This is a genomic window from Janthinobacterium saanense, from assembly GCF_014200675.1.
In the GTDB taxonomy this organism is placed as follows: Bacteria; Pseudomonadota; Gammaproteobacteria; order Burkholderiales; family Burkholderiaceae_D; genus Janthinobacterium.
Genome location: NZ_JACHCI010000023.1, coordinates 1 through 26,306, shown reverse-complemented (window position 1 = coordinate 26,306; position 26,306 = coordinate 1). Strand labels below are relative to the sequence as shown.

Annotated in this window: 21 protein-coding genes; 13 read left to right on the top strand and 8 right to left on the bottom strand. The window is 60.5% G+C overall.

Annotated features, from left to right (window positions below):
* Positions 1–57: 57 nt before the first annotated feature.
* Positions 58–1,299, top strand: coding sequence for an alkaline phosphatase family protein (locus tag HDE72_RS23535; RefSeq protein ID WP_183746749.1), 1,242 nt, complete (start codon positions 58–60; stop codon positions 1,297–1,299).
* A gap of 4 nt (positions 1,300–1,303) precedes the next feature.
* Here the strand turns inward: HDE72_RS23535 and HDE72_RS23530 are convergent, their stop codons facing one another.
* From HDE72_RS23530 to HDE72_RS23500, 7 genes are all read right to left on the bottom strand, one after another.
* Positions 1,304–2,530, bottom strand: a complete 1,227-nt coding sequence (locus tag HDE72_RS23530) for a 6-phosphofructokinase (RefSeq protein WP_183746746.1) — start codon at positions 2,528–2,530, stop codon at positions 1,304–1,306.
* Between the two features lie 33 nt (positions 2,531–2,563).
* Positions 2,564–4,678: a S9 family peptidase gene (locus HDE72_RS23525; protein WP_183746743.1), complete on the bottom strand. Its 2,115-nt coding sequence runs from the start codon at positions 4,676–4,678 to the stop codon at positions 2,564–2,566.
* Between the two features lie 2 nt (positions 4,679–4,680).
* Positions 4,681–6,738, bottom strand: a complete 2,058-nt coding sequence (locus tag HDE72_RS23520; RefSeq protein WP_183746740.1) for a S9 family peptidase — start codon at positions 6,736–6,738, stop codon at positions 4,681–4,683.
* Between the two features lie 99 nt (positions 6,739–6,837).
* On the bottom strand, positions 6,838–8,895 hold the full coding sequence (locus tag HDE72_RS23515; RefSeq protein WP_183746738.1) for a sodium:solute symporter family protein: 2,058 nt from the start codon (positions 8,893–8,895) through the stop codon (positions 6,838–6,840).
* Entirely contained in the window at positions 8,892–9,188 is a 297-nt protein-coding gene (locus HDE72_RS23510; RefSeq protein WP_183746735.1) for a DUF4212 domain-containing protein, read from the bottom strand. The genes HDE72_RS23515 and HDE72_RS23510 overlap by 4 nt, the downstream gene beginning before the upstream one ends.
* Positions 9,181–10,719, bottom strand: a complete 1,539-nt coding sequence (locus HDE72_RS23505) for a sensor histidine kinase (RefSeq protein ID WP_311735280.1) — start codon at positions 10,717–10,719, stop codon at positions 9,181–9,183. Before HDE72_RS23505 ends, HDE72_RS23510 begins: the two co-directional genes overlap by 8 nt.
* Positions 10,716–11,438 carry a response regulator gene (locus HDE72_RS23500; RefSeq protein ID WP_183746732.1) on the bottom strand — a complete coding sequence of 241 codons (723 nt, stop codon included), beginning with the start codon at positions 11,436–11,438 and terminating at the stop codon, positions 10,716–10,718. Before HDE72_RS23500 ends, HDE72_RS23505 begins: the two co-directional genes overlap by 4 nt.
* A 241-nt stretch (positions 11,439–11,679) precedes the next feature.
* On the opposite strand from HDE72_RS23500, the gene recA reads away from it, so the two are divergent.
* The 11 genes from recA (at position 11,680) to HDE72_RS23445 (ending at position 24,877) form a co-directional block, all read left to right on the top strand.
* Positions 11,680–12,795: a recombinase RecA gene (gene recA / locus HDE72_RS23495; RefSeq protein ID WP_183746728.1), complete on the top strand. Its 1,116-nt coding sequence runs from the start codon at positions 11,680–11,682 to the stop codon at positions 12,793–12,795.
* 115 nt (positions 12,796–12,910) lie between these two features.
* Positions 12,911–13,366, top strand: a complete 456-nt coding sequence (recX, locus tag HDE72_RS23490) for a recombination regulator RecX (protein WP_183746726.1) — start codon at positions 12,911–12,913, stop codon at positions 13,364–13,366.
* Between the two features lie 146 nt (positions 13,367–13,512).
* Complete coding sequence (locus tag HDE72_RS23485) at positions 13,513–15,051, top strand: class I SAM-dependent methyltransferase (RefSeq protein WP_183746723.1); 1,539 nt, start codon at positions 13,513–13,515, stop codon at positions 15,049–15,051.
* Between the two features lie 277 nt (positions 15,052–15,328).
* The gene (locus HDE72_RS23480; protein ID WP_183746720.1) at positions 15,329–15,889 is read left to right on the top strand and encodes a DUF2889 domain-containing protein; all 561 of its coding nucleotides are present in this window, start codon (positions 15,329–15,331) and stop codon (positions 15,887–15,889) included.
* A gap of 75 nt (positions 15,890–15,964) precedes the next feature.
* Positions 15,965–17,134 carry an ADP-forming succinate--CoA ligase subunit beta gene (gene sucC / locus HDE72_RS23475; RefSeq protein ID WP_183746717.1) on the top strand — a complete coding sequence of 390 codons (1,170 nt, stop codon included), beginning with the start codon at positions 15,965–15,967 and terminating at the stop codon, positions 17,132–17,134.
* A 13-nt stretch (positions 17,135–17,147) separates the two neighbouring features.
* Entirely contained in the window at positions 17,148–18,029 is an 882-nt protein-coding gene (gene sucD / locus HDE72_RS23470; protein WP_183746714.1) for a succinate--CoA ligase subunit alpha, read from the top strand.
* Between the two features lie 272 nt (positions 18,030–18,301).
* Entirely contained in the window at positions 18,302–18,661 is a 360-nt protein-coding gene (locus tag HDE72_RS23465; RefSeq protein WP_183746711.1) for a hypothetical protein, read from the top strand.
* A 23-nt stretch (positions 18,662–18,684) separates the two neighbouring features.
* Complete coding sequence (locus HDE72_RS23460; RefSeq protein WP_183746709.1) at positions 18,685–20,010, top strand: TolC family protein; 1,326 nt, start codon at positions 18,685–18,687, stop codon at positions 20,008–20,010.
* Positions 20,007–21,173, top strand: coding sequence for an efflux RND transporter periplasmic adaptor subunit (locus tag HDE72_RS23455; RefSeq protein ID WP_183746706.1), 1,167 nt, complete (start codon positions 20,007–20,009; stop codon positions 21,171–21,173). Before HDE72_RS23460 ends, HDE72_RS23455 begins: the two co-directional genes overlap by 4 nt.
* Positions 21,163–24,249, top strand: coding sequence for an efflux RND transporter permease subunit (locus tag HDE72_RS23450; protein ID WP_183746703.1), 3,087 nt, complete (start codon positions 21,163–21,165; stop codon positions 24,247–24,249). Before HDE72_RS23455 ends, HDE72_RS23450 begins: the two co-directional genes overlap by 11 nt.
* A 157-nt stretch (positions 24,250–24,406) precedes the next feature.
* On the top strand, positions 24,407–24,877 hold the full coding sequence (locus HDE72_RS23445; RefSeq protein WP_183746700.1) for a pilin: 471 nt from the start codon (positions 24,407–24,409) through the stop codon (positions 24,875–24,877).
* Positions 24,878–24,898: 21 nt separating this feature from the next.
* Here HDE72_RS23445 and HDE72_RS23440 read toward each other — a convergent pair whose 3' ends face one another.
* A complete protein-coding gene (locus HDE72_RS23440; protein WP_183746697.1) occupies positions 24,899–25,615 on the bottom strand; it encodes a flagellar brake protein in 717 nt (238 codons plus the stop codon).
* A gap of 158 nt (positions 25,616–25,773) precedes the next feature.
* Here HDE72_RS23440 and HDE72_RS23435 point away from each other — a divergent pair, with 158 nt between their 5' ends.
* Positions 25,774–26,139 (top strand): DUF6713 family protein, encoded by a 366-nt coding sequence (locus HDE72_RS23435; protein ID WP_221291381.1) that lies wholly within the window; start codon positions 25,774–25,776, stop codon positions 26,137–26,139.
* The last annotated feature ends 167 nt before the right edge of the window (positions 26,140–26,306 follow it).

The window sequence follows — 26,306 nt, the reverse complement described above, 5'->3', positions numbered from 1 at the left end:
ATGCCGCTGTCATCCGCCGCGCTTACAATGCCGCTATCCCGATCATGAGGTTTTTGTATGTTGTTGAAAAAAATTGCCTGTTTATTCATGCTGGCTGCGGCTGGCTACGCCTCGGCCCGCACGCCCGTCATTTTGGTGTCGATGGATGGTTTTCGGCCTGACTATCTGGAACGTGGCGTTACGCCGAATCTGAACCAGGTGGCGGCGGGTGGCGTGCGCGCTGTCGCCATGCTGCCATCGTTTCCGTCGATCACTTTCCCGAACCACTACACGCTGGTGACGGGCTTGCGCCCGGACCACCATGGCATTGTCGGCAACACCATGAACGACGCCGCCATTCCCGGCGTGCGTTTCAGCATGAGCAATACCGCCGCCGTGCTCGACCGCCGCTGGTGGGACCAGGCCGAGCCGGTGTGGGTGACGGCCGAATTGCACGGCATCCGCAGCAAGACCATGTTCTGGCCCGGTTCCGAAGCGGCCATCCATGGTGTGCGTCCGACCGAGGCGCCGGCCTTTGATGGCAAGCTGCCGGCCGCCAAACGCGTCGACAAGCTGCTGTCCTGGCTGGACGGCCCGGCCGAGTCGCAACCTGGCTTCATGACCTTGTACCTGGACGACGTCGACCATGCCGGCCATGATTTCGGACCGGACAGCGAGCAGGTCACGCAAGCGGTGGCGCACGTAGACCAGGCGGTGGGCCATCTGATGGAAGGCCTCAGCAGCCGCCACCTGGCCGCCAATATCGTCATCGTTTCCGATCACGGCATGGCGGGCGTCAGCAAGGATAAAGTGGTACGCATGGACAAACTGGCGCCAGAAAGCAGCTATCGCATCACCTCCAGCGGCCCGTATGCCAGCGTGGATGCTGCGCCAGGCCAGGAAGCCGTGGTCGAGGCAGCCTTGTTGCAGCCGCACGAACACATGCAGTGCTGGCGCAAGGCCGAGATTCCGGCACGCCTGGAATTTGGCCACAATGCGCGCGTGCCAGCCTATCTGTGCCTGGGTGAACCGGGCTGGTCGCTGCTGTTCAACGACAAGGCCGTTGCGCGCCTGAAAGGTGGAACGCACGGCTACGACAACCAGGCGCCCGAGATGCGCGCCACCTTCATCGCCACCGGCCCTGCCTTCAAGCCTGGCGTGGTGTTGCCGGCGTTTGATAACGTCGATGTGTATCCGCTGCTGATGCGTTTGCTGGACCTGGCGCCTTTGCCATCGGACGGCAATATCGCACCGCTGCTGCCAGCCTTGCAGGAGGCCGAGGTAAAAAACAGTCCTGCGACTGAACAGCCGCAGGGCTGATCGCTCAGGGCTTGAGCACCTTGGCCACTTTCGCCGCCCGCAGGCGGAAGGCGTCCGGCATGCTTGAGCCCAAGAGCGGGCGCAGATACATGCGGAAGGCATCCGTCACATCGGTGCCGCTCTCGCTGATGAATTCGTCTTCCATGGTGCGCGTCTTGCCCGCCACGTCGGTTAATGGCAGCAAGGCGTAGTCGACCGAATAAAAGCCCGTGCGCTTGATGGCCACCGAGCCGTCGCGGTCGCCCCACATGGCGAACTGCACGGCTTTTTCGCCTACCTCGCGCGCTTCGCGCTGGTCCACGTCCGACACGCAGCCGATAAAAGAGCGCTGCAGATAGCCAAAGGTATCGCCGCGCACGCGCTTGATACCCAGCTTGTCCTTGATTTCATCGCACAGCAGGTCGGCCAGCGCGCCCGTGCCCGACAATTGCACATTGCCGTGCGCATCGCGCTCGACCGCATTGCCTGTCTTTTGCGCCAGCAGGCTGGCAATCGCCTCGCCCGAGGCGTCATGGATGCCTTCCGAGACGGCGATCACGCAGCGGCCATATTTTTCATAGGTGGCCTTGACGTCGGCCAGGAATTGATCGAGCACAAACACGCGCTCGGGCAGGTAGATCAGGTGTGGTCCATCGTCAGGAAACTTTTTTCCCAGCGCGGCGGCGGCTGTCAGGAAACCTGCGTGGCGGCCCATCACCACGCCCACGTACACGCCGGGCAGAGCGGCGTTGTCCAGGTTGGCGCCGGCAAATGCCTGCGCCACGAAACGGGCGGCCGACGGAAAACCGGGCGTGTGGTCGCTGCCGACCAGGTCATTGTCGATGGTCTTGGGAATGTGGATGCAGCGCAGCGGGTAGCCGGCCTTGTGCGCCTCTTCGCTGACGATGCGCACTGTGTCGGACGAATCATTGCCGCCGATGTAAAAGAAATGTTCGATTTCATGCGCACGCAGCACTTCAAAGATTTGCTGGCAATACGCGATATCGGGCTTGTCGCGCGTGGAGCCCAGCGCCGACGATGGCGTGGCGGCCACCAGTTCCAGGTTGTGGCTGGTTTCCTGCGTCAGGTCGACGAATTCCTCGTTGATGATGCCGCGCACCCCATGCAGCGCGCCATACACGCGCGTGACGTGCTGGAAGCGCCGCGATTCGAGCACCACGCCCACCAGCGACTGGTTGATGACGGCGGTGGGGCCGCCACCCTGGGCGACAAGAATTTTTCCAGATGGCATGAGGCTTCCTTGTAAGTGGAACGGTCCTCCAGCCTACTCCTTTTTCTCTGCCGCGCGACTTTTTCCGATATTTACGTCGAGGAATTTTTCCACGCGGCTCCAGAAATCGATGCGGGTTTTGGGCAGGTGCCAGCCGTAGCTTTCTTCGTCATAACGCAACCATTGCGCCTGGGCGTGAGTCTGTTTGATCGTCCGGTAGACAGCTTCGGCGTCGGACGCAGGCAACAAGCTATCGGCATCGCCATGTGCCATCAGCAGTGGCTGCGTAATGCTCGCCGCCAGGTAACGGGGGGAAGTGGCGCGCCATTGCGCCGTATCGTTGCGGGCGTCGCCGATCAGGCTGGCGGCCGGGTAGCGGTCATAGCGTTCGTCAAGATTTGCGCCTACGCGCCATTTACCATCAGCAATTGCTGCCAGGTCGGTGACGGCCGAGCTGGCCACGCCGCAGCGGTACAGATCGCCATCTTGCGCCAGGCCCATCAGTGCAGCATAGCCGCCATAGCCCGTGCCGATGATGCAGACGCGCTGCGGATCGGCGATGCCTTCGGCGACGGCCCAGCGCACGCCATCGGCCAGATCGTCCTGCATTTTCAAGCCCCATTGTTTCCAGCCGGCCCGGAAATGCGCATCGCCGAGACCGATGCTGCCCCGGTATTCGGGTTCCAGCACGGCATAACCGCGCGAAGCGAGAAATTGTGTTTCGCCATGCCAGCCCCAGTTGCTGCGCTGCCATGGTCCGTCATGCACCAGGACGACCATCGGCAGCTTCTGTTTCGGGCCGCTGCGGGGCAAGGATAACCAGGCTGGAATACGCAGGCCGTCGCGCGCCGTATAGTGCTGTAATTGCCTGGCGGTCATGTGTGCTTCATTGACGGCAGGGCGCGATTTGGCCAGTGGCGTCAGCTTGCCTGTGTCACGGTTAAAGATGCGGTAGATGGTTGCTTGCCTATCAGACTGGCTCGATACCAGTACAAAGGGCGTGCTGCTGCGCTCGCCTACATTCAGGGTATTGACGGTGGCGGGTAGCTGGGTGTCGATGGTGTGCTGTATGGCTTGCATCCCGGCATCCAGCCAGAGCGTGTTTTCCGTATCGGTGACGTAGCGTATGCCCAGCAGGCGGGTGCTGCTGCGTACCATGCTGGCGCGAATATCGTAGTCGGGCGAGGAAACCACGGCTTGTGCATCGAGCTGCCTGGTGTTCAGGTCGAAACGGTAGAGCGCAGCTTTGTCGCCGCCTTTGCGGGCGGTGACATAAAAATCGCCCTCCGGTGTCAGAAAGGCGGGTTCGAAAACGTTGCTCTCATTGCTGCGCGGGTCGAATTGCGCCAGCAGCTGCCATGTTTCCGTGGCCGGGTCGCGCCAGTACACGAGGTTCTGGCCGCGCGTTTGCGCAGTGGCGATGCGTGCCTGTCCGCCGTGGTCGTAGAGCCAGTAGCGCACGTCCCTGGGCGAATCGATTTCGCCATGGCTGCCGTTGATGGAGTCCACCCGCATCAGTCCTGCTGACAGGATGGCGCCGAAATCGTCGTGTGCCGTTTGTACCGCGTAAATGGCGTTGCCGCTCTGGTCACCAATGCTGTCCATCAGCGTGGTATTGCTGGGCAGGAGCGGGCGTCCGGCTTTCGTCTGCGGTCCTCCCCGGCGTTCACCCTGTATGGCCGGGTCTGCATTTTGCAGATCGATTTCCCCTGGCCTGGCACGGCCCTCATTCATGGTATCGGGCGGGTCCTGGTGCACTGCCAGTTGGCGCATCAGGCTGCCATCCGTGTTGACGGCGTACAGTCCCGAGCCGTACTGGGACCATTTCCTGCCCTCTTGCCTGTCGGTCAGACGAAAGGCCAGGCGCCGTTCATTCACCCACAGAAAGTCAGCGATATCGGCATCCCTGAAGGTGACCGCATTGCGCGTTTGCATGCTGGCCAGATCCAGCACGGCCAGGCGGTCGCGCCCTTCTGCCGGCGTGACGCGCATGGCCAGCTGGCGCCCATCTGGCGACAGCAGGGCGCCACTCAGCGAGACATGGCTGAAGAATTGTTCGATGGACAAGGGTGCCGTGACGAGGACGGTGGCCGTGGACGGTGTCTCTGCCGTAGCGCGTGTGCCGAACGCAGTACAGCAGAGTAGCAATACCAGTGTTGTGTAGCGCATGCTTAGTTGGCTCCTGGCGTTACCGGGGCATTGCCCGGTCCGATGCTGCGCGCCAGCAGTTTTTCCGCGCGGGTCCAGAAATCGACGTTGTTTTTCGGCAGTGCCCAGCCGTGGCCTTCTTCCTGGTAAACCACCCATTCAACCTGGGAATTGTTTTTCTTGACGGCATCATAGAATGCACGGCCGTGGCTGATCGGCACGCGCTGGTCGGCGCCGCCGTAACCGAGCAGCAAAGGCTGCTTGATGCGGGCTGCCTGCACGATGGGCGAGGTGGCTTTCAGCTGCGCGGCGTCAAGCACGGGATCGCCGACCATGTCTTTCATGCCATATTTTTTATACGAATCGGCCAGGTCGGAATCGCCCGTCCAGTGGCCGTCGCGCATCATGTTAATGTCGGTCACGCCCACCCAGTTGATGCCGCACTTGAATAGGTCGGCATCGTTTAGCAGGCCCATCAAGGTTGAATAACCGCCATAGCTGGCGCCGGCAATGCAGATGCGCTGCGGATCGGCATACCCTTGGGCAATCGCCCAGCGGGCGCCATCGGCGATATCGTCCTGCATCTTCAAGCCCCATTGCTTCCAGCCAGCCTTGTAGAACGCCGCGCCATAGCCAGTGCTGCCACGGTAGTCCGGTTCCAGCACGGCATAACCGCGCGAGGCGAGAAATTGCGTTTCGCGGTTCCAGTTCCAGTGGCCGCCGCGCACCCACGGACCGCCATGCACCATCACCACCATCGGCAGGTTCTTGCCGCCTTTGCCTTTTGGCAGGGTCAGGTAAGCGGGAATCTCAAGACCGTCGCGCGCCTTGTAGCGCACCATGGTCTTGGGCGACATGCGGCTTGAATCGATGGCCGGGTGGCTGCCACCCAGCGGCATCAGCGCGCCCGTTTCCGTGTTGTAGATCAACGCCGTGCCAGGTTCGACATCGGATGCCGCCACTACCAGCACGAACGGTGTTTCCGATCGCTGGGGAACACTCAGTCTGTTGATGGTGTTAGGCAACAAGGTATCGACTTTGGCCTGGACTGCAGTGAGGTCCTTGTCGAACCAGATGGTGCCACCGGCATCCGTTTCAAAGCGCAGTCCCAGCAGTTTTTTTTCACTGTGCACTGGCTGGCCTTCGAAGTCGTAGCCTGGCGTATCGGCCAGCGGCGTGTCTTTCATGGTCGCTGTCTTCAAGTCATACAGGTATAGCGCTTCCATGCCATGGTGCCCGGCGCGGACATAGAAATTGCCTTTGGCGTCGAAGAAAGCGGGAGTGAAGTCGCCTTTCACCTGATGGTAGATATCGCTTTCGTGCAGCTTGCGCCACGGCGTAGCCGCATTATCGCGATAGTGTATGGTTTCTTTCGTGTCAGTGCTGGTGATGGCAATGCGTACTTCATCCTGTTTGTCCATCAGCCAGCCTTGCGCTTCGTTCAGTGAAGCGGCCAGCTTGCTGAGGCCTGTTACCGTGTTCAAGCGCAGTATCACGCTCGACGGCTTGCCTGTGGTACTGAAACGGGTTTCAGTGACAAACACGTCGTCGCTAGCGGCATCGCTGCTGGTCTTGAACAGTTGCGTACTCCAGCTGAGCATGGATTGCGAGATGCGGGAACCTGCCGTGCTATTTCGCGCGTAAGTATTGCTGGCCAACTGGCGGTAGCCGCTGCCATCGATATTGATGGCGTACAGTCCGGGGCCATAGCGCACGTCGCCCTGGGCGATATTACGGTCCGCCACGCTATACACGATGCGCTGGTTGTTCACCCAGTCTATGCGATCGATATCGGCGTCCTCGAACGAGGTCAGGCCCTTGACCTTCATGCTGGGCAGGTCGACCGTGTAGAGCTGGATCCGTCCTCCCTTGGCGCTGACCAGCACCGCCAGATGGCGGCCATCCGGCGACAGCACGGCGCCGCTAAGGGCGGCATTGCTGAAAAAATCCTCAATCGGCACTGGCGTGGCAGCCTGGGTGGCGGGTTTTGTGCCGGTATCGGCGTACGCTGGCAAGATGGTAGAGGTGCTCAACAGCAGGGTGCTGAAAGAAAGGGCAAGACGGGTCAGGCTGGACTGCATGTATATTCCTCGGAGATTATTAAATACAGTATTTATTTTTATACTGTTTCTCTCAGGCTAACATTTGGCCGCTCTTTTGACTAGTCCCCGTACAGGTCTTTATTGCGGCGATTCCGGCGCCCGGATATGCTCGACCAGCCCGGTGCTGCGGCGGCCCGGCTTAGGCGTCAGCCAGCTGACAAGGGCGGTCGCCGCCAGACCGGCCGGCATGCCGAAGATACCGGCGGAAATCGGTGCGATATGGAACCACTGTTCCGCTGCGCTGCCGCCCAGCATGCTGCTGGTGTGCACCATGTAATACAGGCAGACGCCAAAGCCCGTCAGCATGCCGGCCAGTGCGCCGTAATGGTTGGCGCGCTTCCAGAATACGCCCAGCACCAGCACCGGGAACAGGGTCGAGGCGGCCAGTGAAAAGGCCACGCCCACCAGCGACAGAATGTCGGCCGGTTTTTGCGAGGCGGCGTAGGCGGCGATGAAGGCCACCGCCAGCAGCAGCAACTTGGAAATTGTCACGCGCTTGCGCGTCGAGGCGGTCGGGTCGACCACCTTGTAATAGATATCGTGCGAGAGCGCATTGGAAATGGCCAGCAGCAAGCCGTCCGCCGTCGACAAGGCCGCCGCCAGGCCGCCGGCCGCCACCAGCCCGGAGATCACATACGGCAAGCCGGCGATTTCCGGCGTGGCCAGCACCAGCACGTCGGCGTCGATGGCGATCTCTGCCAGTTGCACGATGCCGTCGCGGTTCACGTCGACAATGCTGATCAGGGGATTGAGTTTATCCACATTGGCCCAGTACGACACCCAGGTGGGCAGGTTGGCGTACTGCGTGCCCACCAGCGCCGAATAAATATCGTATTTGACCAGCACGGCCAGCGCGGGGATGGTCAGATAAATCAGCAAGATAAAGAACAGGGTCCAGAATACGGACACCCGCGTGTCGTGCACGGAGGGCGTGGTGTAGGAGCGCATCAAGATATGCGGCAGCGCAGCCGTGCCCAGCATCATGCAAAACACGAGGGCCAGGAAATTATTGCGCTTGATATCCGATTGTTCTCGGTCCGGCGCAGGAAACGGCTGCGCATGTGGCGTGATCGGCTCGGCGCGTTTCTGGTTCATGGCTTGCGCCGCCTGCCACAGCACGCGGGCCTCGTCCGCATTCTTGGGATAGGCGAGCAGGTAGCGCTCGGCATTGCGGATATCGAGCAGCGGCGCGTTTTTCAGGCGCAAGTTGTCGAGCTGGCGCTGGGCCGCCAGCCGCCCCTGTTCCCACGATACGGGCAAGCGTTCCAGCCGCGCCTGGTAGTTTTTCGCCCGCTGCAGGAAGATGTCGCGCACTTCCTTTTCCTTCGGGTCGTTCTCCAGCACATGTTCGCGCGCGCTCAGTTGCGGCAGCACCTTGCCATACGCCAGTTGCGGCACGGGATTGTCTGCATGCTTGACCGAGAGCCACATGGCGGGTATCAAAAAGGCCACCAGGATGATGATGTATTGCGCTACCTGCGTCCAGGTGATGGCGCGCATGCCGCCGAGGAAGGAGCAGACCAGGATGCTGGCCAGCCCCAGGAAAATGCCGACCGAAAAATCCACGCCCGTGAAACGCGAGGCGATCAGGCCCACCGCGTAAATCTGCGCCACCACATAAGTGAACGAGACGATGATGGTGGCGGCCACGGCCACCACGCGCACCGGTGCGCCGCGTCCTTCGGCGCCGCTGCCGTAGCGGGCCGCCAGAAAATCGGGAATCGTGTACTGGCCAAACTTGCGCAGGTAGGGCGCGATCAGCAATGCCACCAGGCAATAGCCGCCGGTCCAGCCCATGATGAAGGCCAGGCCGTCGAAACCGTTCAGGTACAGGCCGCCCGCCAGGCTGATGAAACTGGCCGCCGAGATCCAGTCGGCGGCGGTGGCCATGCCATTGAACATGGCCGGTACTCTTCGTCCCGCCACATAATATTCCGTCACGTTCGAGGTGCGGCTGATGACGCCGATGGTGGCGTACAGGCTGATGGTGGCGATCATGAACAGATAGCCTATCCACGCGCGCGGCATGCCTTCCTGCTCCAGCACGCTCAGGGCCAGCAGGAAGGCGGCGAAGCCGGCAGAAAACAGCAGATAATAGCGGCACAAACGGGCAAAGAAAGTGCGTGGTGTACTCATGGCTGTTTCCCGGCAGCATGTTGTGCCTGATGAAATTCGCGGTCCAGGCGGCGCATGGTCCAGGCATACACGCCGATGATGGCCAGGTACACCAGCGAGGCGCCCTGGGCTGCCATATAAAACGGCAAGGGCCAGCCGAACAGATTCAAATGCAGCAGTTCGCGCGCATAAAACACGGTCAAAAAGCCCGTCAGCAGCCAGGCCAGCAGCAGGATGAGCGTCAATCGCTGTGTCTTGCGCCAGTGCGCGGCGCGGCGCGCCAGCAGGGCGGCGTGATCGGTCGGCTTATCCATAGCTGATGTCATCCGGTTCGGGCGCGTCCGGCAGCAGCAGGGCTATACTCAGGCGTAACAAGGTGCCGGGCAGCTTGGGCGATTGCGCGCGCGGGTTATTGAAGATGTCGACTTCGGCGCCGTGTTGCTGGGCAATTTCGCGCACGATGGCCAGGCCCAGTCCGCTACCGTCGGCATTGCTGCCAAGAATGCGGTAAAAGCGCTCAAACACATGCAGGCGCTCCGCTTGCGGTATGCCGGGGCCCGTGTCTTCCACTTCCAGGATCGCCAGGTCCAGGGTGCTGCGCACGCGCACCGTGACGCTGCCGCCCGAGGGCGTGTAGCGCAGGGCATTATCGATCAGGTTGCCCAGCAGTTCGCGCAGCATCATCGCGTTGCCGGAAATCATGATGGGATACGGCGGCTGCTCGAAGCCCAGGTCGATCTGCTGGGCGAACGAGGTTTGCACCCAGTCATGCACCACGCCGCGCGCCAGTTCGTTCAAGTCGATAGGCTGGAACGCCGTGCCTGCCTGGGGCTGGTTTTCCGCGCGCGCCAGGGCCAGCAACTGGTTCACCAGCCGCGTGGCCGATTCCGAACTCTTGGCCAGCTGCATCAATGAGCGGTGTATCTCATTGTGGTCGGTCTGGCGCAAGGCCAGCTCGGACTGCATGCGCATACCGGCCAGCGGCGTTTTCATCTGATGCGCCGCGTCGGCAATAAAGCGCTTCTGCATGTCGATCGACAGCGACAACCGCGCCAGCATGTCATTGAGCGAACCGACCAGTGGCGTGATTTCTTCAGGCACCTGGTCCGTTTCGATGGGACTCAGGTCATCGGGCGGCCGCGCACGTATGCGCTCCTGCAATTGCGCCAGCGGCGACAGACCGCGCGCCAGCGCAAACCAGACCAGGGCCAGCACGATGGGCAAGATAATGAATTGCGGCAAGATCACGCCCTTGATGATCTCATTGGCCAGCTGGGCGCGCTTCTCCAGTGTTTCGGCCACTTGCACCAGGGCGCGGCGCGGCTCCTCGCCGCTGGCGCTGGCGGGCATGTCGAGGTAGGAAAACGCCACGCGCACGGGCGTGCCATGGATGGTGTCGCTGCGGAACAGCACCACGCCGCTGCGATAGCGTTCCGGGTCCAGCGGCGGTGGCAAGTCGCGGTCGCCTGCGACGTAGCCGCCATCCTGGCCGACGATCAGGTAATACACGGTATCGATATCGTCACCGCGCAAAAAGTCGCGCGCCGTGCGCCCGGTCCGTTCAGGCTGCTGGCTGAAATACTGGCCGCCTGGCTGCTTGACTTGCTGCGTCAGCATGGTGACGCTGTCTTCCAGCGCATGGTCGAAGGGCTGGTTGGCGATGCCCTTGGCCACCAGATAGGTGATGGCGATGCTCATCGGCCACAGCAGCAGCAAGGGCGCCAGCATCCAGTCGAGGATTTCGCCAAACAGCGAATGCTGGATGGTGTCGTCCTGCTCGCTGGGCGGCGGCTCGAACCAATCGTCTTGCGCGGCCTCGTCGTTGGGCGCCTCGCGCGGTTTCACTTGCCGGCGGCGCCAGCGGCCTGGCTTGCTTCAGCGCTCAGGCGTGCCGCTTCCGAATATTTTTCCAGGCAGTAACCGAGGCCGCGCACGGTGGCGATGCGCACGCCGCCGACCTCGATCTTCTTGCGCAGCCGGTGCACATAGACTTCGATGGCATTGTTCGATACTTCCTCGCCCCACTGGCACAGATGGTCGACCAGTTGCTCCTTCGACACCAAACGGCCGGTGCGGTTGAGCAAGACTTCCAGCAAACCCAGTTCGCGCGCCGACAGGTCCAGCATCTGCTCGTTGATGTAGGCGCTGCGCCCCACCTGGTCGTAGCTGAGCGGGCCATGCTTGATGACGGTGGCGCCGCCACCCGCGCCGCGCCGCGTCAGGGCGCGCACTCTAGCTTCGAGTTCCGACAGGGCGAAGGGCTTGGCCATATAATCATCGGCGCCCAGGTCCAGGCCATTGACGCGCTGTTCGATGGAATCGGCCGCCGTGAGTATCAGCACGGGCAGCAGCGAGGCGCGGGCGCGCAGGCGGCGCAGCACTTCCAGGCCCGACATCTTGGGCAGGCCCAGGTCGAGGATCAGCAAGTCGAATTCCTGGGTGGACAGCGCGGTGTCGGCTTCCTGCCCGTTTTTGACGTAGTCGATGGCATAACCGGACTGGCGCAGCGAACGGGTCAGGCCATCGGCCAGCACGCTGTCATCTTCGGCAAGTAAAATACGCATGGTCGCACTTCCTAAGCTTGCAGCAATAGAAAAAGAGAAGTTTGATTGTATTGTGTTTCATTTTCCGCAAGGTGGCGAGTATTTGTGTGAAACAAGGACTGTATTGATCTGTTTCAAAACAAATCCACGTTCCGCTTGCATTGATCACTGTTTTTTTATACAGTAGTGACTGTTTAGAGAATTTAACCAAGCCCGCGAGACTTTACCCCGCGCCCAGGCTGAAAGAACGCTGAAAGAACATATGGACGATAAAAAAGCTGTAGTACCCGCATCGGAAAAAGCCAAGGCGCTCGCCGCCGCACTGGCACAGATCGAGAAGCAGTTTGGCAAAGGTTCGGTCATGCGCATGGATGCCAGCGCAGCGATCGAAGAAGTGCAAGTCGTGTCGACCGGTTCGCTCGGCCTCGATATCGCGCTGGGCGTAGGCGGCTTGCCGCGTGGCCGCGTAGTGGAAATCTACGGTCCTGAATCGTCGGGTAAAACCACCTTGACCCTGCAAACCATTGCTGAAATGCAAAAACTGGGCGGCACCTGCGCCTTTATCGATGCCGAGCATGCATTGGACGTCGGTTACGCGCAAAAGCTGGGCGTCAACCTGCACGAATTGCTGATTTCGCAACCGGATACGGGCGAGCAAGCGTTGGAAATCTGCGATGCGCTGGTGCGTTCGGGCAGCGTCGACCTGGTCGTGATCGACTCCGTGGCCGCCCTGACGCCACGCGCCGAGATCGAAGGCGACATGGGTGACTCCTTGCCAGGTCTGCAAGCACGTCTGATGTCGCAAGCCCTGCGCAAGCTGACCGGCTCCATCAACCGCACCAATACCCTGGTCATCTTCATCAACCAGATCCGCATGAAGATCGGCGTGATGTTCGGCAGCCCTGAAACGACGACCGGCGGTAATGCGCTGAAATTCTACGCTTCCGTGCGCCTCGATATCCGCCGCACCGGCTCGATCAAATCGGGCGATGAAGTGATCGGTAACGAAACCAAGGTCAAGGTCGTCAAGAACAAGATCGCGCCGCCATTCAAGGAAGCGCATTTCGACATCCTGTACGGCGCAGGCACCTCGCGCGAAGGCGAAATCCTGGACCTGGGTTCGGATGCCAAGATCGTGGAAAAATCCGGTTCCTGGTATAGCTACAACGGCGAACGCATCGGTCAGGGCAAGGACAACGCCCGCGCCTTCCTGCAAGAGCGTCCGGCGCTGGCGCGTGAAATTGAAAACAAGGTACGCGCTTCGCTGGGCGTGCGCGAACTGCCGCCGCTGGCGGGTGAAAAGGCTGAGAAGGGCGATAATAAGGCGGACAAGGCCGATAAAGCCGCCAAGGCGATGGAAGCCAAGGCTGCCGAGTAAGCCGTCGCGCTGTGGCCAGTGTTAGCTGGCCGCATAAAAGTTTTACAATGATTGCCGCCTTGCGCCCGTGCGCCTGGCGGCAATTGTGTTTCGGGTATGGATAAAAAGGTAGGGTATGGCAGCGGTACAACTAAGCCTGAAGGGCAGGGCGCTACGCTTTCTGTCGATGCGTGAACATAGCCGCATGGAATTGCGGCGCAAGCTGCAGCGGCATGCGCAGGAGGGCGACGACGTGGAAGCCTTGCTCGACAGCCTGGAACAAGCCAACTGGCTGTCGCAGGAGCGTTTTTCCGAATCCTTGATCCATCGCCGTTCGGCTCGCTTCGGCAACAGCCGCATCATGGCCGAGCTGCAAAGCCATGGCATCGGCGGCGAGGCGCTGCAGGAATTGAAGGCCGGCCTGGCCGAGGGTGAAGTTGCGCGTGCCTGTGAAGTGTGGCGCCGCAAGTTCGGGCAAGTGGCATCAGACGCCGAACAGCGCAACAAGCAGATGCGTTTCCTGATGCAGCGCGGCTTCTCACAAAAGGCCGTGCACGTGGCCCTGAAAGGGCTGGACCCGGACGAGGAATAAGACTTTGTCAACGCAAGCCTGGCGCCTTCGCTTGCATTTCCCCCTCTGAAAAGCCTTCTTTTCTCTGCTTGCGCTACTCTCGCAATACGTTATCCTTGTGCCATTGATCATGTGCCGTGCGCACAACAGGATGACAGGATACCGAGATGAGCAACTGGAATGCCGGCTACGTAGCCGAAGTCGCCTACACCTATGGCTATTACGAAGAACTGAACCCGCTGCGTCTGCAATTGCCGCTGCTGGCGGCCGGCCTGGCTCTGCCAGCGCACGGCACGGCGTGCGAGCTGGGTTTTGGCCAGGGCGTGAGTGTCAATATCCACGCAGCGGCATCAAGTACGCGCTGGTTTGGCAATGATTTTAATCCGGCCCAGGTTGCGTTTGCCCAAGAATTGGCTGGCGCCGCCGGCGCCGGCGCGCAGTTGAGCGATGAATCGTTCGAACAGTTTTGCCAGCGCGACGACTTGCCCGACTTCGACTATATCGCCCTGCATGGCATCTGGAGCTGGGTCTCGGAGGAAAACCGCGCGCTGATCGTGGACTTCCTGCACCGCAAGCTGAAGGTAGGCGGCGTTGCCTATATCAGCTACAACACCCAGCCTGGCTGGGCGGCCATGATGCCGCTGCGCGACTTGCTTTCCGAACATAGCCGGGTGATGGCTGCGCCCGGCGTCGGCGTGTTATCGCGCATCGAAGGCGCGATCGATTTCGTCGAACGCATGATTGCCACGCAGCCGCGCTATATGCTGGCCAACCCGCTGCTGGCCGACCGTTTCGACAAGCTCAAGGCGCTGGACCGCAACTATGTTGCGCATGAGTACTTCAATATGGACTGGCAACCGATGGCGTTTTCCAGGGCGGCGGCCCTGCTGGTCGAGGCCAAGCTGGATTTTGCCGGGTCCGCCACTTATACCGACCATGTCGACATGCTCAATCTGACGGCCGAGCATCAGCAATTCCTGGCCGATATTCCCGATCCCATCTTCCGCGAAACGACGCGGGCGTTTCTGGTCAACCAGCAATTTCGCAAGGATTACTGGGTCAAGGGCGCCCGCAAGCTGACGCCATTTGCCCAGGCGAAGGCCTTGCGTGCGGTGCGCGTGCTGCTGCTGACGCCCCGCGATGAGGTCGTGCTGAGCGTGCACGGCGTGCTGGGTGACGCCGATATGGATGAGCTTGTCTACGGTCCTGTACTCGACCTGCTGTTTGACCACCGCGTCCGCACTATTGGCGAGCTGGAGCAGGCATTGGCTGAGCGGGAGGTTAGCCTGGCCGCCTTGTTGCAGATCATAATGATTTTGATCAGCAAGGGCAGCGTCAATGCCGTGCAGGATGAGGTCGAAATTGCTGCGGCGCGGCCGCAGACGGAGCGCTTGAATCGCCATCTGCTGGAACTGGCGCTGGAACGCGTCGACTTGAATACGCTGGCCAGTCCTGTTACCGGCGGCGGCATATTTGTACCACATTTACAACAGCTATTCCTGCGAGCAAAACTGCAGGGGTGGCAGCTTCCTGAGGAATGGGTGCGTGAGGTATGGCCCGTGCTGCAGCGCATGAATCGCCTGCTGTCCAAGGATGGCCAGGTCTTGCTGACAGAAGACGAGAACCTGGCAGAGTTGTATCGGGCAGCGCAACAATTTGCCGAGCGGGGGCTGCCTGTTTTGCAGGCAGTCGGCATTATCGGCTGAACTCGGGAAGGCACGGGAGCGCAGTGATGCCGCCCCATTTCAAGTTATATCGATTGCGAATGAATGTCATTCATTTTCTCGTTTTCAGCGATGATTAGCTGACTTGTATTGCTGGCAATAAAAAATTATGTTGCGGCGCAACTAGCGCGCTCTGTGCTACACTTTTAGGGTTTTTGCGGCGCCGCAGGTGCGGTTGCTGTTCGTAGAAGCTGCGAACGGCGTGCTTTATGCACATGGCTGCTTACTAAATTTTGGCTGCGCAAGCAGCATCGGTCTTATGCCCCTGTCAACTCCCGTTTCCCGGCGCGCCCTACGGCACTCCCGCGTTATCGACGTCCAAGCGTACGCGCGCGCGGATGGCCTATGGGATATTGACGCGCGCATCACCGACATCAAATCGTTCGACGCTATCCTGGCCTCCGGACCCCGTCCCGCCGGTACCCCCCTGCATGACCTCCATTTGCGCATTACCGTTGATCGCGAACTGACCATCGTCGAGGCTGAAGCTGCCTCCGATTCCGTACCCTATCCCGGCTTTTGCGATACCATCGGCCCCGCTTACCAGGCGCTGATCGGTCTGAATCTATTGAAGAATTTCCGCCGCGACTTGAAAGAGCGCCTGGCGGGAATCGCCGGCTGTACCCATCTGACCGAACTGGCGCAAGTCTTGCCGACTGCGGCGGTTCAGGCATTTGCCGGCGATGTCTGGTCGACCCGTGACGGTGCGAATGCTGATTTGCCGCATGAAAAGCCGTTTCAACTCGACAAGTGCCACGCCCTGCGCACCGATGGCGGGGCGGTTGCACAGTATTACCCGCGCTGGGTAGCCAAAGCGTGATCCCGGCGCTGTTTTTCCTGTTTTTTTGCACCACTAACCGTATTTTTACAAATCAGTATCAGAAGGGAAGCCAGCATGAAAATCCATGAGTATCAAGCCAAAGAAATCCTCCGGCAATTCGGAGTGACGGTGCCACGCGGCATTCCGTGCATGTCCGTCGACGAGGCAGTCAAGGCTGCCGAAACCCTGGGCGGCCCGGTGTGGGTCGTCAAGGCACAGATCCACGCAGGTGGCCGCGGCAAGGGTGGCGGCGTGAAAGTGGCGAAATCGATCGAACAGGTCCAGCAATACGCTAACGAGATCATGGGCATGCAGCTGATCACGCACCAGACCAGCGCCGAAGGCCAGAAAGTCAACCGCCTGCTGGTGGAAGAAGGCGCCGACATCAAACAGGAACTGTACGTTTCGCTGGTCACCGACCGCGTTACCCAGAAAATCGTCCTGATGGCGTCGTCCGAAGGCGGCATGGACATCGAAGAAGTGGCCGAGAGCCACCCTGAAAAAATTCACCATGTCACCATCGAGCCTAGCGTAGGCCTGACCGATGCCCAGGCAGACGACATCGCGACCAAAATCGGCGTGCCTGCCGGTTCGATCGCCGACGCGCGCGTCAACCTGCAAGGCCTGTACAAAGCCTACTGGGAAACCGATTGCTCGCTGGCCGAGATCAACCCGCTGATCGTCACCGGTAGCGGCAAGGTCATCGCCCTGGACGCCAAGTTCAACTTCGACCCGAATGCGCTGTTCCGTCATCCGGAAATCATCGCCCTGCGCGACCTGGACGAAGAAGATCCAGCTGAAATCGAAGCCTCGAAATTCGACCTGGCTTACATTTCGCTCGACGGCAACATCGGTTGCCTGGTCAACGGTGCTGGCCTGGCCATGGCGACCATGGACACCATCAAACTGTTCGGCGGCGAGCCTGCCAACTTCCTGGACGTAGGCGGCGGCGCCACGGCAGAAAAAGTAACCGAAGCGTTCAAGATCATGCTGAAAAACCCAGGCCTGAAAGCCATCCTGGTGAATATTTTCGGTGGCATCATGCGTTGCGACGTGATCGCTGAAGGCGTCATCGCCGCGGTGAAAGCCGTTTCGCTGAACGTACCGCTGGTGGTGCGCATGAAGGGCACCAACGAAGACCTGGGCAAAAAGATGCTGGCCGATTCCGGTCTGCCTATCATCGCAGCCGACACCATGGAAGATGCAGCCAAGAGCGTCGTTGCCGCTGCTGCCGGTCAAGCTTAATTAAGGAATCAACATGTCCATTCTGATCAATAAAGATACCAAAGTCGTTACCCAAGGTATTACCGGCAAGACCGGTCAATTCCACACCCGCGGTTGCCGCGACTACGCAAACGGCAAAGCCGCTTTCGTGGCTGGCGTGAACCCGAAGAAAGCCGGCGAAGATTTCGAAGGCATTCCTATTTTCGCTAACGTTGCAGAAGCGAAAAAAGAAACCGGCGCCAACGTTTCCGTGATCTACGTACCGCCAGCAGGCGCGGCAGCGGCGATCTGGGAAGCTGTAGAAGCTGAACTGGACCTGGCCATTTGCATCACCGAAGGCATTCCAGTGCGTGACATGATGGCTTTGAAAGACCGTATGGCCAAGTCGGGCAGCAAAACACTGCTGCTGGGCCCTAACTGCCCAGGTCTGATCACCCCGGACGAAATCAAGATCGGCATCATGCCAGGCCACATCCATAAAAAAGGCCGCATCGGCGTAGTATCGCGTTCGGGCACCCTGACCTATGAAGCAGTCGGTCAATTGACCGCACTGGGCCTGGGCCAATCGTCGGCAGTCGGCATCGGCGGCGACCCGATCAACGGTCTGAAACACATCGACATCATGAAGATGTTCAATGATGATCCAGATACCGACGCGGTCATCATGATCGGCGAAATCGGTGGTCCAGACGAAGCCAACGCGGCTTATTGGATCAAAGACAACATGAAAAAACCGGTCGTTGGCTTCATCGCTGGCGTGACCGCTCCTCCAGGCAAGCGCATGGGCCACGCCGGCGCGCTGATCTCTGGCGGTGCTGACACGGCACAAGCCAAACTGGAAATCATGGAAGCTTGCGGCATCACCGTGACCAAAAACCCGTCGGAAATGGCGCGTCTGCTGAAAGCCATGCTGTAATTTAGCCGGCCATCGCCAGACATAAAAAAAGGAGCTTCGGCTCCTTTTTTTTATCTCTGGCCCCAAAATTATTTTCCTCTTATTTTCCTCTTATTTCCCTCTTATTTCCCTCTTATTCCCCTCCGCATCCTGCCGTCTGCACGCTGGATGACAGGCGTATGACATTACCAACTTGTAACACCGTTTGCGGCCAGCGCGACCTATGATGCGGCTGTACTTCCTATCCTGCGCCCTTAGTGGGCACTTACATCGACAAGATTCACATCCTTTCTATGCATGCCATAAAGCCGGGCGCTGCGGCGCTATGCCTGCTGTTGCTGTGCGCCTGTAGCGCCGCGCCCAAGGTGGATTGGGAGCACGGCGCGCATCGCGCCTGGGTGGTCGCCGCCTACCCACCGGGGCGCAACGCCGATTTGCCGCTTTGCCTGCTCCAGTTATCCGATAGCGACCTGGCGACGCGGCATTTTGTCGCATTGCGCTACCGCCATGTACGCACCATGCGCACGGCCGTGGCCGAAGTGCCCGACGGCCTGGCGCTGCTGCCTGACACCCAGGTGGAATTGTGGCCCGCCGATTGTGCGCGCGGCCAGTTGTCGCGCATCTCGACCTTGTTGCCACCTTCTCTAGAGTAATCCTCAAGCGCATGCCTATTTCCATGAAACACCTACGCCGTCTGGCGATGCTGATCCCGCTGTGCTTTTCTCCTCTGGCGCAGGCCGACGCCGGCTTGTCGGACAGCCTGCCGCTGGACGCGCTGCAGCGCCTGGCGCTGGCCCGCAATCACGATGTGCGCATGTCCAATCTGGCGCTGCAGGGCGCTGGCGCCGATGTGATTTCCGCCAGCGCCGCACCGAATCCCATGCTGACCGTGCAGACGGCCAATATCAACCCTGGCGCGGGCGTGGGCGCCGGCAGCTTGCGCAGCAAGACGGTCGACAGCACCGTGCGCATCGACCAGTTGCTGGAACGTGGCGGCAAGCGCGAGCTGCGGCGCCAAGGCGCACTGCACCAGGAAGAGGGTGCGCAGGCGGACTTGCGCGAAGCGCGGCGCCAGTTGCGCATTGCCGTCAGCCAGGCCTATTACGATGTGCTGGCGGCCAGCCAGCGCCAGGCCATCCTGGCCGAGACGGCGCAGTTGTACCAGCGCAGCGTTGATGCGGCGCAAAAGCAGCGCCAGGCAGGCGATATTTCGCCGGCTGACGTGGCGCGGCTGGCAGTCGAAGCGCTGCGCGCGGCCAACGATGAAGTGCAGGCCCGCAGCGATGTCGTCCATGCGCGCCAGGCGCTGGCCTTGCTGACCGGTTTGAGCCCACGTGAGGCGCAATTGCCGTTGGCCGATGGCTGGCCGACGCCCGTTGCCTTTGGTGCTTTCTCGAAGGACGACGGCGCTGGTGCGGATAATTTGAACAGCGACGAAGCCATCGCCAAGCGTCCCGATGTGATGGCGGCGCAGGCGCGCGTAGCGGCGGCGTTGTCGGCGCACAAGCTGGCGCTGGCCTCGCGCACGCGCGATGTGTCCGTCGGCGTGCAAGCTGAGCACTATCCGGTCAGCCCGAGCAACCCCCAGGGCAGCGGCAACAGCTTCGGCATTTCGCTGCAAGTGCCGCTGTTCCTGCGTTACCAGTACGACGGCGAGATTCGCAGCGCGCAAGTGGCGCTCGATGCCGCGCAGGAAAACCTGGAGCAGACGCGCATCCAGGCGCGCGCCGAACTGAGCCGCACAGAACTTGATGTGCGCAGCGATGGCGAACGCTTGCAGCGTATCGACGATAGCTTGCTGCCCGCGGCGAAAAAGTCGGCCCAGTCCGCTGAATTTGCTTATCAGCATGGCGCCATGGCAATTGCCGATGTGCTCGACGTGCGGCGCAATTACCGCGCCGTGCAGCTCGACGCGTTGGCCGCCCGCAGCGATTACGCCAAGGCCCTGGCCGCCTGGCAAGCCTCCATCCGCACCGATTCCTTTGAAAGTACGACACCATGATATCGCGCAGCACCTTGACCTATGGTTCCTTGTTTGTCCTGCTGTGCGGCGGCGCCGTCGCCGGCGTCCAGTATATGCAACGCGCCCACGCAGCGTCCCAGGCCAGCAGCAGTGCCGCCAAGCCTGCCAGCGCAACGCCCGGTGTCCTGCATTTCGCTGCCAATGCGCCACAGTTGTCGACCCTGAAAATTGCCGCCGTGAGCGCCGTCCCCTTGCCCGCCAGCGCGGCCTTGAATGGCCGCATCGCCTACGATGAAAACGTCACCACGCGCGTCAGCTCGCCCGTGCTGGGCCGCGTGCTGGCCCTGCATGCAGATAGTGGCGACAAGGTCGCGCGCGGCGCCCTGCTGGCCGACCTCGATTCGCCTGACCTGGCCAGTGCCGAAGCCGATTGGCGCAAGGCCCAGGCCGATGAACTGCGCAAGCACCTGGCCTTCCAGCGCGCCGAAACCCTGTTCAAGGGTGAAGTGCTGGCGCGCAAGGATTATGAGTCGGCCGATGCCGACTTCCAGCAAGCCCACGCGGAAACGCGCCGCGCCGCCCTGCGCATGCAAAGCCTGAATGCGGCCGGCAGCGACAATGGCCGTTATGCCTTGCGCGCGCCGCTGGCCGGCATCATCGCCGACCGCCAGATCAATCCTGGCCAGGAAGTGCGCCCCGATGCGCCCGGTCCGCTGTTCGTCATCAGCGATCTGCGTCGCTTGTGGGTGCTGGTCGACGTGCCCGAAAGCGCCGTTGCCAGCGTGCATGAAGGCCAGCTGGTCAGCATAGAAACCGATGCTTATCCGGGCCGCCGCTTCAGCGCCAGGGTCGCGCATATCGCGCCCGTGCTCGATCCCTTGACGCGCCGCATCCAGGTGCGCTGCACCCTGGACAATGCCGATGGCCAGTTAAAACCGGAAATGTTTGCCCGCGCGTCCTTCCTGGCCGGCGATGGCGCCAGCCTGGCGGTGGAGTTGCCCAATACCAGTTTGTTTGCCGAAGGCATGTACAGCTATGCCTTCGTGGAAAAACAGCCTGGCACGTTTGAAAAACGCCGCGTCAATGTGCGCATCAAGGGCCGTGACAGCAGTTTTGTCGATGCAGGCGTTGCCGCCGGTGAAAGAGTGGTCACCGAAGGCGCCTTTTTGCTGAACGCCGAGGTAGACAGCAATGCTCACTAAGCTGATCGATTTTGTCCTGGCGCAGCGCGTCTTCGTCTTGATTTTGACGGTGGCGCTGGGCGTGTTTGGTTATCGCGCGCTGACTAATCTGCCGATCGAGGCGTTTCCCGACGTGCAAGACGTGCAGGTGCAGATCGTTACCCAGTTTCCGGGCCAGGCGCCGGAAGAGGTCGAACGCAATGTGACCTTGCCGATCGAGCGCGAAATGAGCGGCGTGCCGCAGCAGACGCAGTTGCGCTCCGTGACGATTACCGGCTTGTCGGTGGTGACCCTGACCTTTGCCGATGGCACGGATGACTATTTTGCGCGCCAGCAAGTGCTGGAAAAGTTGCAGAACGTCAATCTGCCGACTGGCGTGCAAGCCAGCCTGGCGCCGCTGTCGACGGCCGTCGGTGAAATCTTCCGCTACGTCATCGAAGCGCCGCCCGGCATGGACGCCAATGAAGTGCGCGCCCTGCAAGACTGGGTGATACGCCCGGCGCTGCGCATCGTGCCTGGCGTGGCCGACGTGGTCAGCTTTGGCGGCACCGTCAAGGAATACCAGGTGCAAGTCGATCCTGCCGCCCTGCAGCGTTATGGCGTGACCATCGACCAGGTCAGCACCGCCTTGACGAATAACAGCGCCAACGTCGGTGGCGGCCTGGTGCGCCGCGGCGATGAAGCGCTGGTGGTGCGCGGCATCGGCATCTTCAACAGCATCGACGATATCGGTCGCGTGATCGTCAGCGCCAAGGGCGGACGCACGGTGCTGGTGTCGGACCTGGCCGACGTGAAAATCGGTTATCGCCCCCGTTCCGGCGTGGTGGCCTTCAATCACCAGGATAGCGTGGTCGAAGGCATCGTGCAGATGAGCAAGGGCAGCAATGCCGCCAAGGTGGTGGCCGACGTCAAGCTGGCGATTGCCGGCCTCGACACGCGCTTGCCGAAAGGCGTGCATTTGCGCACGATTTATGACCGCACGGAACTGATCGGCCATACCGTGCACACGGTGGCGGAAAACCTATTAGTGGGCGCAGCGCTGGTGATCGCCATCCTGATCATATTCCTCGGCAACTGGCGCGCCGCACTGATCGTCGCTGCCGTGATTCCCCTGTCGCTGCTGTTCGCCTTCATCATGCTCGACGCGCGCGGCATTCCCGCCAACCTGATTTCGCTGGGCGCGGTCGACTTCGGCATCATTATCGACAGCGCGGTGGTGCTGGTCGAAGCGCTGCTGGTGCGTCTGGCGCTGCTGGGCGAACCGGGCCGGCTCGATTTTTCGCTGCGTGAACGCACCTTGAAACAGACGGTGGTGGAACTGGGCCATCCGATCCTGTTTGCCAAGGCCATCATCATCGTGGCCTTTATTCCGATTTACACTTTCCAGCGGGTAGAAGGCAAGATTTTCTCGCCGGTAGCTTTCACGCTCAGCTTTGCCATGCTGGGCGCCATCATCCTCACCATGACCCTGATCCCGACCTTGCTGGCCTGGACCATGCGCCGCTATCCGATGGCGGAACAGCACAGCACCTGGCTGCAGCGCATCCAGGATGGTTATGGCCGCTTGCTGGGTTCAGCCCAGCGCCGCCGCATTCCCGTGATGCTGGCCTCGGCGCTGGTACTGGTGGTCACGCTGGCGCTGGCGCCCTTGCTGGGCAGCGAGTTCCTGCCCAAACTGGATGAAGGCAATCTGTGGCTGACGATCAGCCTGCCGACATCGAGTTCGCTGGAAAAGACGCGTGAAGTGGAACAAAAGGTGCGCGCCATCATCATGTCCTACCCTGAAGTGGGCAATGTGATTTCGCACGTGGGCCGGCCCGATGATGGCACCGATCCCAAGGGCAGCAACAATATGGAAATCCTGGCCGACCTGAAACCACGCGATACCTGGCGCTTTGACGGCAAGGATGCGCTGGTGGCCGATATGTCGGCCAGGATCCGCAGCCTGCCCGGCGTGCCGACCAATTTTTCGCAAGTCATCGAAGACAATGTGGAAGAAGCCTTGTCCGGCGTGAAAGGCGAGATCGCCGTGAAGATCTATGGCCCCGACCTGGACGTGCTGACGCAAAAAAGCGAACAGATTGCCGGCGTCCTGAACAGCATTGCCGGCGCGGCCGACGTGGAAGCGGTGAAAATCGGCGGCCAGAGCGAACTCGACATCGTGATCGACCGCGAGCGCATCGCCCGCCTGGGCGTCAATGTAGCCGACGTCAATACCGCCGTGCAGACTGCGCTGGCGGGCAATGCCGTCAACGCCTATTTCGTGGGTGACCAGCGTTACGACATCACCGTGCGCCTGCAGGAAGCGGCGCGCGATTCTGTCGACGCCATCGGCGCCCTGCAAATCAACTTGCCGGGCGGGGCCGGTACGGTGGCGCTGTCTGAACTGGCGCGCATCGAAGTGCGCCAGGGCGCGGCGCGCATCAGCCGTGAAGCCGGTGGCCGCAATGCCTCCGTCAAGGCCAATCTGCTGGGCCGCGATCAGGGTAGTTTCGTTGCTGAAGCGCAAGAGAAAGTGGCGCGCCTGGTGCATTTGCCACCCGGCTACCAGATTACCTGGGGCGGCCAGTTTGAAAACCAGCAACGGGCCGTGAAACGCCTGGAAGTGATCGTGCCGATCACGGCGCTGCTGATTTTTTCCTTGCTGTTCTGGGCTTTCCGTTCCGTGCGCAAGGCCATGCTGATCCTGTCCATCGTGCCATTCACCCTGATCGGCGGCATCCTGGGCCTGGGCCTGGTCGGCCTGCATTTTTCCGTCTCGGCGGCCGTCGGCTTTATCGCCGTGGCCGGTATTTCGGTGCAGAACGGCGTGATCATGGTCGAGCAGATTATCGAGATCGCCAAGAGCAATGGCAGCGCCGTGGAAAGCGCCATCGCCGGCGCCGTGGCGCGTTTGCGCCCGATTCTGATGACGGCGCTGATGGCCGGCCTGGGCTTGCTGCCGGCGGCCCTGTCGCACGGCATCGGCTCGGAAACCCAGCGGCCATTTGCCGTGGTGATCGTGGGCGGCATCGTGTCGGCCACCTTCTTTACCTTGCTGCTGTTGCCGCTTGCCTACCCGTACTTTGCGGAAAAAAAGGCCCCGGACGCTGCCTGACCCGCCAGGACAGCAGCGGGCACAGTCTGACAAAAAACGTCGCTTCCGTTGCCTGAAGCACTGAACCCCTGCCGCCGCCCGGGCGTGGCGGCAGGGCCGTGCCTGGCACAGCACTTGCATCACCACTCTTATCGCATACCACCTATTGGAGGAGATAATGAGTCCACGTCTGCAGGCCGGTTTTACCCTGATCGAACTGATGATCGTCGTCGCCATCGCCGGCATCCTGGCGGCCGTGGCGATTCCCCAATATAGCGATTACACCATGCGCGCCAAGGTCAGCAATGTGCTGGCCGCCGCCGCGCCCTTGAAAACAGCCGTCGCGCTGTGCGTGCAGGAAAATGGCGGCGAGGCGATAGCTTGCAGCACGTCAGTCGATGGGGCGCCCAGCGATATACCTCTCTTCAGTGCCACGCATGAAGTGGCTAGCGCCAAGGTGACTGCGGGCAATATCGAGCTAGTCCTGGCCAATGACCTGGGCAAGGATATCGGCGGCAAGACGGTGACGATGGAAATGAAGCCGGGGCCCAGCAGCCTGACCTGGTTCAACAGAACCACCGTGACGAATCCGGCGGCACTGGCGGCGATTACCAAAAACAATATTCCGGAAAAATCCGCCTCCTTGTGAGCGTTGCCTGCTGCTTGGCGCTCAGACGATTTTTTGCCTATCCACGATCAGGGCCTCGTAGGTCAGGTTTTGCAGCAAGGTGTAGTGGGTGGGTTCCAGGTCGATGAATTGCAGACCATAGGTATAGCTGTCGCCCTGCTCGTTGCCGACCGTTGCCTTGTTCATGTTCACATTCTGGATACGCGCGCGCGTATCGAGCCGCATCTGGTGGCGGTTGGGGGGCGCCAGCAAGGTAAAGCTCAGCATCACGCCATCTTCGCCCGGTGTGAGCATGGCCGGCGATTCGATCAGCGCGCCTGACACGCTGAGATTGATGATGAAGACGGAGACGGCGGGCATTTCCGCATAGCTCAGTTGCGCCGGTATCTCCACCTTGACGCGCATGGCCGTGCGCAGGCTGGTGCCTTGTATGGCGTCAGGGAAACTCAGGTGCACATAATTGAGGGGCCGGCCGAACACGCGCTGCACGCTGCAGGAAAAGGAACACACGGTGACGCCGGAAAACACGCGGATGGTCAGCTTGTCGCCTTCGTTGAGCATGACGGGGCCGCCGTTATCCATGGGAATCTTGACGATCAAATACTCATCTTTGACATAACCGATCAGGGTCGAGAAATGCTGGACAGGCTTGATGGTGCGGTGGGTAATAAACTGGATGCGCCCGCCTACCTGCAGATTCATCGCTTCAAATTCGAAGTCCTGGAGCTTGGTTTCCACAGCCGGCTGGGTACTTGTCATGCGGGGCTCGTATCAATGATATTGATCAGCAGTATGCATGATTCTTAGTGAGAAAGCATTTATATCAAACAAATAGCGATTGGCCTTAAAAAAGACCGCAGCGTTCGGAAATATCGTTTTGCGCGTTAAAATTGCGTCAATATTAACGAATGAGAACAATGATGACGCGTAGTTACTTCTGCACCATGCTGTGCCTGATCCTGCATCAGATCGATGCTGCTTATTGGCAAGAGTGGGACATGTTTTATCTGCCGGGCGGGGTGCAGGGTTTCCTCGCCTTCAACCTGGCCGCCATTGCCCTGGTGCTGGTGGGCTATCGCCACGTGCTGCTATCGACTCCGCGCGCGCCGTTTTACGCCACTTGCTGCGCCACCCTGGGCATCGCCACTTTCGCTATTCACACCGGCTTTGCACTGGCAGGACGCGAGCAATTTCATTTGCCGCTGTCGATGGCGATTATCGTGCTGTGCCTGGTCAGCGGTGGCCGGTTGTTGTGGGATCTGCGGCGCACGAACAGACTATAGGTTTATTTTTTGATAATGAAAAATGAGTGTATCAAGTAATCAAACAAAACCTGGAACTCCTATCAGTATCTAAGAACCAGTTCAAAGTCTATGAAGCAAGAGTGACAAAAAGGCGAGCACGACAAATTGTCGGCTCGTCTCTAGTTTGTGCTCACAGTTTTTCCATA